This window comes from Cellulomonas bogoriensis 69B4 = DSM 16987, from assembly GCF_000767165.1.
Taxonomy (GTDB): Bacteria; Actinomycetota; Actinomycetes; order Actinomycetales; family Cellulomonadaceae; genus Actinotalea; species Actinotalea bogoriensis.
This window is the reverse complement of sequence record NZ_AXCZ01000199.1, coordinates 1-4,566: the sequence shown is the minus strand read 5'-3', so window position 1 is coordinate 4,566 and position 4,566 is coordinate 1. Positions and strand designations below refer to the sequence as shown.

Sequence of the window (4,566 nt, the reverse complement as noted above, 5' to 3'; positions counted from 1 at the left end):
TCGCCCCCAGCAGCGGCACGGTCGTCAGACCGGTCGCGGCCAGCGCCCGGCCCTCACCAGAGCCCGCGTCCGCCGCAGCCGCGCCCCCGGGGCCGGTGACGGCGATGTCGCGCTCTGCCGGGAGGGGTGCCGGTGCCGCGCCCGGGGTCGGGGTCGACTGCCCGCCAGGGGTCGGTTCCTCCCAGCTGGGCCGCTCCGGCTCGATCACGACGTCCGGGACCTCACCCACCGGGGCCTCACCGGTGCCCGTGCACTCCAGCGACTCGGGGACGCCCACCACTGCCGTCACGCCCCCGGGCTCCCCCACGAAGGAGAGCCCACCCCCCGCTCCGGGCCACGGGACAGCGCCCTCGAGGGGCAGCCCGTCCCACATCAGCCCGACGTGCTCCTCCGGCCCCCGCCAGACGAGGGTCACCGTCCGGACGTCGAACCCCTCGGAGGCGACCCGGTAGACCATCACCGGGTCCTCGCCGGCGCAGCCGGCCTCGACCTCGACGACGAGCTGGCACGCCCCACCGGGGACGTACCCGAACCCGTCGTCGGGGCACGCGGCCAGCCCTGTCGCCGCCGAGGCGGTGACCAGACCACCGCCCGCGGCAAGCACCCCTGCGACCACCACACGCAGCGCACGGCTCATGACGACTCCTCAGGACCGGCGACCGGTTCGCTCCCGCGAGCAGGTCGGCACAATTAGGACATATCGCCATGGTGGCACCGCGGCGGCCCCTGTGGCGGGGATTCACCCGGGTGGCGGATCAGACCTGTGGATGAACCGCACAACGCACCGGGACCAGGCCCGGTGACGACGGCGTGGGGGTGGTCCACACCTGCGTGGGCACGGCCTCGAGCCCGCCCAGCGTGACCGTCCACTCCTCATCGGCACCCGGGGGCAGGACCGACGTCAGACGCACCACGTCGCGCCCCCGGACGTGGACGTGCTGGACCCCCACGGCGATCCCGTCGCGCTCCACCCGCTGCACGTGCGCGCCCTCGGGGGCGTAGACGAGGACGTTGTGCCGGGCGGTACCGGGCTCGACGCCCGTGACGCCGAACCCGACCACGTAGGGCGGCAGCACCCGGGCAAGCTCGGGCGCGAGCGTCGAGGCCAGGCGCAGCGTCACCTGGACGCCGCCGGAGCCGCACGCCGCATCCACCCGGGTGTCGAGGAACGTGGCGAGCTTGCCGCCGGTGGCGTCCTCCAGGAACAGCCCGGGCGCGGTGGGCGCGCCACCGGAGAGGAAGTCCCCGGCCATCGCACTCCCGGACAGCAGGGCCTGCTCGGCCGGGTGGGCGGACCACACCGCCACGCGGCGCTCCCCCGCAGCCTCGCCGACCGCACCGACCAGGCCGGCACCGCCCCGGGCGACGGCGTCGAAGACCGCGGACGCCGCACGCGCGAAGTGCTCGTCGGCCTCGGACGGGTCGGTCAGGTCCACGTACGTGTCCAGCAGCAGGTGCTCCACGACGCCGCCGGCGTCCAGGACGGTGCCGTCCTCGAGGGTGACCGGTCCGGTGGCGCGCAGGACGTGCGACAGGGCGACCGGGTCCAGGGCGAGGACCCCGTCCACGGCCCGACCGCCGGCGGCGTGCCACATGGTGGCGGCGAGCTCGGCGCTGCGGGGGAAGTCGGGGGTCATGGTGACGTTCTGCAGCACACGGGCCAACCGGTCGCCGTGGACCGCGGCCTCCTCGTCGTCGAGGGGCAGCACGGGTGCGGTGAGGATCGGCAGGTCGGTCGCCGGCCGGTGGTCCACCAGGTCCAGCCGCCCGTCACGGGCCTCGAGCACCATGACCGCGCCGACGATGCCCCCACCGGCGCGCAGCTCGGCCGGGTTGATCGCGAGCACCAGGTACCGGCGGACCTCGTCCTGCCCGTGGCCCAGCATCGCCGGCACCAGGGTCGCGACCCGGTGCGCGCCGTCCAGGACCTGGGCGGCCTCACCGAGGAGCCCCTCGGCCCTGTCGACCTGGGTCGCGAGGGGGGCGACGAGCGTGGCGGTGTCGACGCCCTGGACCAGGGCGTGAGCGGCTCCGGTGCTGGCAGCCGCACGCTCCAGGTGCGGGGCGGAGGCCGCGACCGGAGCGAGCTCGACCCGGCCGTCCTCCAGGGACAGGCCCTGGACGACCTCCTCGACCTCGACCAGGGCCGGCAGGGCCTCACCGACCACGACCCCGAACGCCTCGACGACCTCACCGACGGCCTGCAGCTGGTCCCCGATCCACGGCAGACGCTCCGAGAGCCGCCAGACGGGGTCCTGGGTCGCGGCGTAGGCGCGGGCAGCGGCCTCGGCCGCCCCCGGACCGACGGCGTAGGCGGGAGCCCGGGAGCCGATGTCGCCCGCCGGCAGCGGCGCCCGGGTCACGTCGCCGGCCGCCAGCGCACCCAGCTCCGTGCCGGTGCCCTGCAGTGCCACCGGCGCGACTCCCTGCATGGCCTGGACCACCTGGGACACGCGCCAGCCGAGCCACGCGGCCCAGACGATGAGCACGCCCGTCAGGATGATCGCCACCCGCCAGGACCACGTCCGCAGCGCGCCGCGGCGGTGGCTGGGGGCACCCTCGTACTCGTGGCCGAGCAGGGGGTGTCCGGCGGGTTCAGGGGCCGTCACATCTCGATGGTCGCACAGCGGACCATCGACGCACAGGGCTGGGGAAACCCCCTGTGGACAACACGTTTGCGCAGGTCAAGCCGCTGTAGCGCGGTCCTCTGCCTGCTGCTCCGCGATCGCCCGGGCCGCCTCTGCGCGGGCCTCTGGGCCATCTGGGTGACGCACCTCCAGGTGCGGCCGGGACAGCAGCCGGTACCGCACGCGCACCCTCCACCGCCTGGCCGCCCACAGTGCCGCGACGACCGAGACGAGCAGCGCGGAGATCGACCCGACGCCGATCGCCCAGCGGGCACCGAACGTCTCGCCGATCCAGCCGACCACCGGTGACCCGACAGGGGTCGCCCCCAGGAACACGACCATGTACAGGGACATGACGCGCCCCCGCATGGCCGGGTCGGTCGACATCTGGATGGTGGAGTTCGCCGCCGTCATCATCGTCAGGGACGCCAGCCCCACGGGGATGGTCGCCACCACGTACGACGGGTAGGTGGGCATGAGCGCCATCACCCCGGTGGCGACCCCGAACCCGAACGCGGCCCCGATCACCAGCCGCACCCGCGGCCGTTCGCGGCGGGCGGCCAGCAGCGCACCGGCCAGCGACCCGATCGCCAGCACCGACCCGAGGATCCCGAACTCCTGGGGGCCCTTGTCGAACTCGGTGCGGGCCATCATCGCGCTGGTCAGCTGGAAGTTCAGACCGAAGGTGCTCACCACCCCCACCACCACCATGATCACGACGATGTCGCTGCGGTGGCGGACGTAGGCGATCCCCTCACGGATCTGCCCACGCCCTCGGCGCACAGGGGGCGCGACCCGCAGCTGGTCGCGGCGCATGCGCACCAGGGCCAGGATGGTCGCCGCGAAGGTCGCGGCGTTGATCAGGAACACCCAGCCGGTGCCCACGGCGGCGATCAGCAGTCCGGCGGTCCCGGGGCCGATGAGGCGGGCGGCGTTGAACGACGCGCTGTTGAGGCCCACCGCGTTGGACAGGCGCTCCTTGGGGACGATGTCGGCGACGAACGTCTGCCGGGCCGGGGCGTCGATCGCGGCGACGCACCCGAGCAGGCCCGCGAACACGTAGACGTGCCACAGCTGGACCTGCCCGCTCAGGACCAGGGCACCCAGCCCGGCGGCGAGCACCCCCATGGACGCCTGGGTCGCGATCAGCAGCCGCCTGCGGTCCAGCCTGTCGGCCAGCACCCCGGCCCAGGCCGAGAGGAACAGGAACGGCGCGAACTGCAGGGCGATGGTGATCCCCACCGCGACCCCGGAGTCGTCGGTGAGCTGGGTCAGCACCAGCCAGTCCTGCGCCACGCGCTGCATCCACGTGCCGATGTTCGCCACCAGCGCGCCACCGAACCACAGCCTGTAGTTGGGGTAGCGCAACGAGTGGAAGGTGGGGCTCACCGGCCCACGACCTTGCGCAGCAGGACGGCGGCCTGGGCGAGGACCTCTCGCTCGGCCGGGTCCAGCTCGGCCAGGCGGGCGGCCAACCACTCGTCGCGCCGACGTCGGGTCTCGCGGACCTCTGCCATGCCCGCGTCGGTGATCGAGACCAGCACCTGCCGCCCGTCGGTGGGGTGCTGGCCCCGGCACACGAGCCCGGCCTCGGCCAGGGCGTTGACGGTGCGGGTCATGGGCGGGGGCTGGACGTGCTCGTGCTCGGCCAGGGCCGTGGGGGTCATGGGGCCGTTGTTGGCCAGGGCGGCGAGCACGGAGTACTGGCCGTCGGTGAGGCGGTCGTCGCTGCGCTCGAGGCGGACACGGCGCACCGTGTGGGTGATCGCGACCCGCAGGTCCCCGGCCAGGGAGCCCGGACGGCACGCCGAGGCAGGAGGTGTGGAGGGCATGTGCCCACCTTAGGTCATGACCTTGGGTAAAGAAACTCGGGGCCGGGTGACGTCGGCCACCCACGGCCAGGGGCCGCCGTCCTGGTGGACGACGGCCCCTGGCCTGC

3 protein-coding genes and 1 pseudogene are annotated in these 4,566 nt (G+C 74.2%); all 4 read right to left on the bottom strand.

Annotation, left to right across the window (positions count from 1 at the left end):
* Positions 1-637 (bottom strand): annotated as a pseudogene (locus tag N869_RS13115) (hypothetical protein); the annotation flags it as partial.
* 118 nt (positions 638-755) lie between these two features.
* A complete protein-coding gene (locus N869_RS13110; RefSeq protein WP_052105539.1) occupies positions 756-2,609 on the bottom strand; it encodes a DUF4012 domain-containing protein in 1,854 nt (617 codons plus the stop codon).
* A gap of 75 nt (positions 2,610-2,684) precedes the next feature.
* Positions 2,685-4,016: an MFS transporter gene (locus N869_RS13105; RefSeq protein WP_035062332.1), complete on the bottom strand. Its 1,332-nt coding sequence runs from the start codon at positions 4,014-4,016 to the stop codon at positions 2,685-2,687.
* Entirely contained in the window at positions 4,013-4,459 is a 447-nt protein-coding gene (locus tag N869_RS13100; protein WP_035062331.1) for a MarR family winged helix-turn-helix transcriptional regulator, read from the bottom strand. Before N869_RS13100 ends, N869_RS13105 begins: the two co-directional genes overlap by 4 nt.
* Positions 4,460-4,566 lie beyond the last annotated feature (107 nt).

Excerpts from the sequence above, each read along its gene's own strand:
- N869_RS13100 (WP_035062331.1), bottom strand. The coding sequence starts at position 4,459 with ATGCCCTCCACACCTCCTGCCTCGGCGTGCCGTCCGGGCTCCCTGGCC.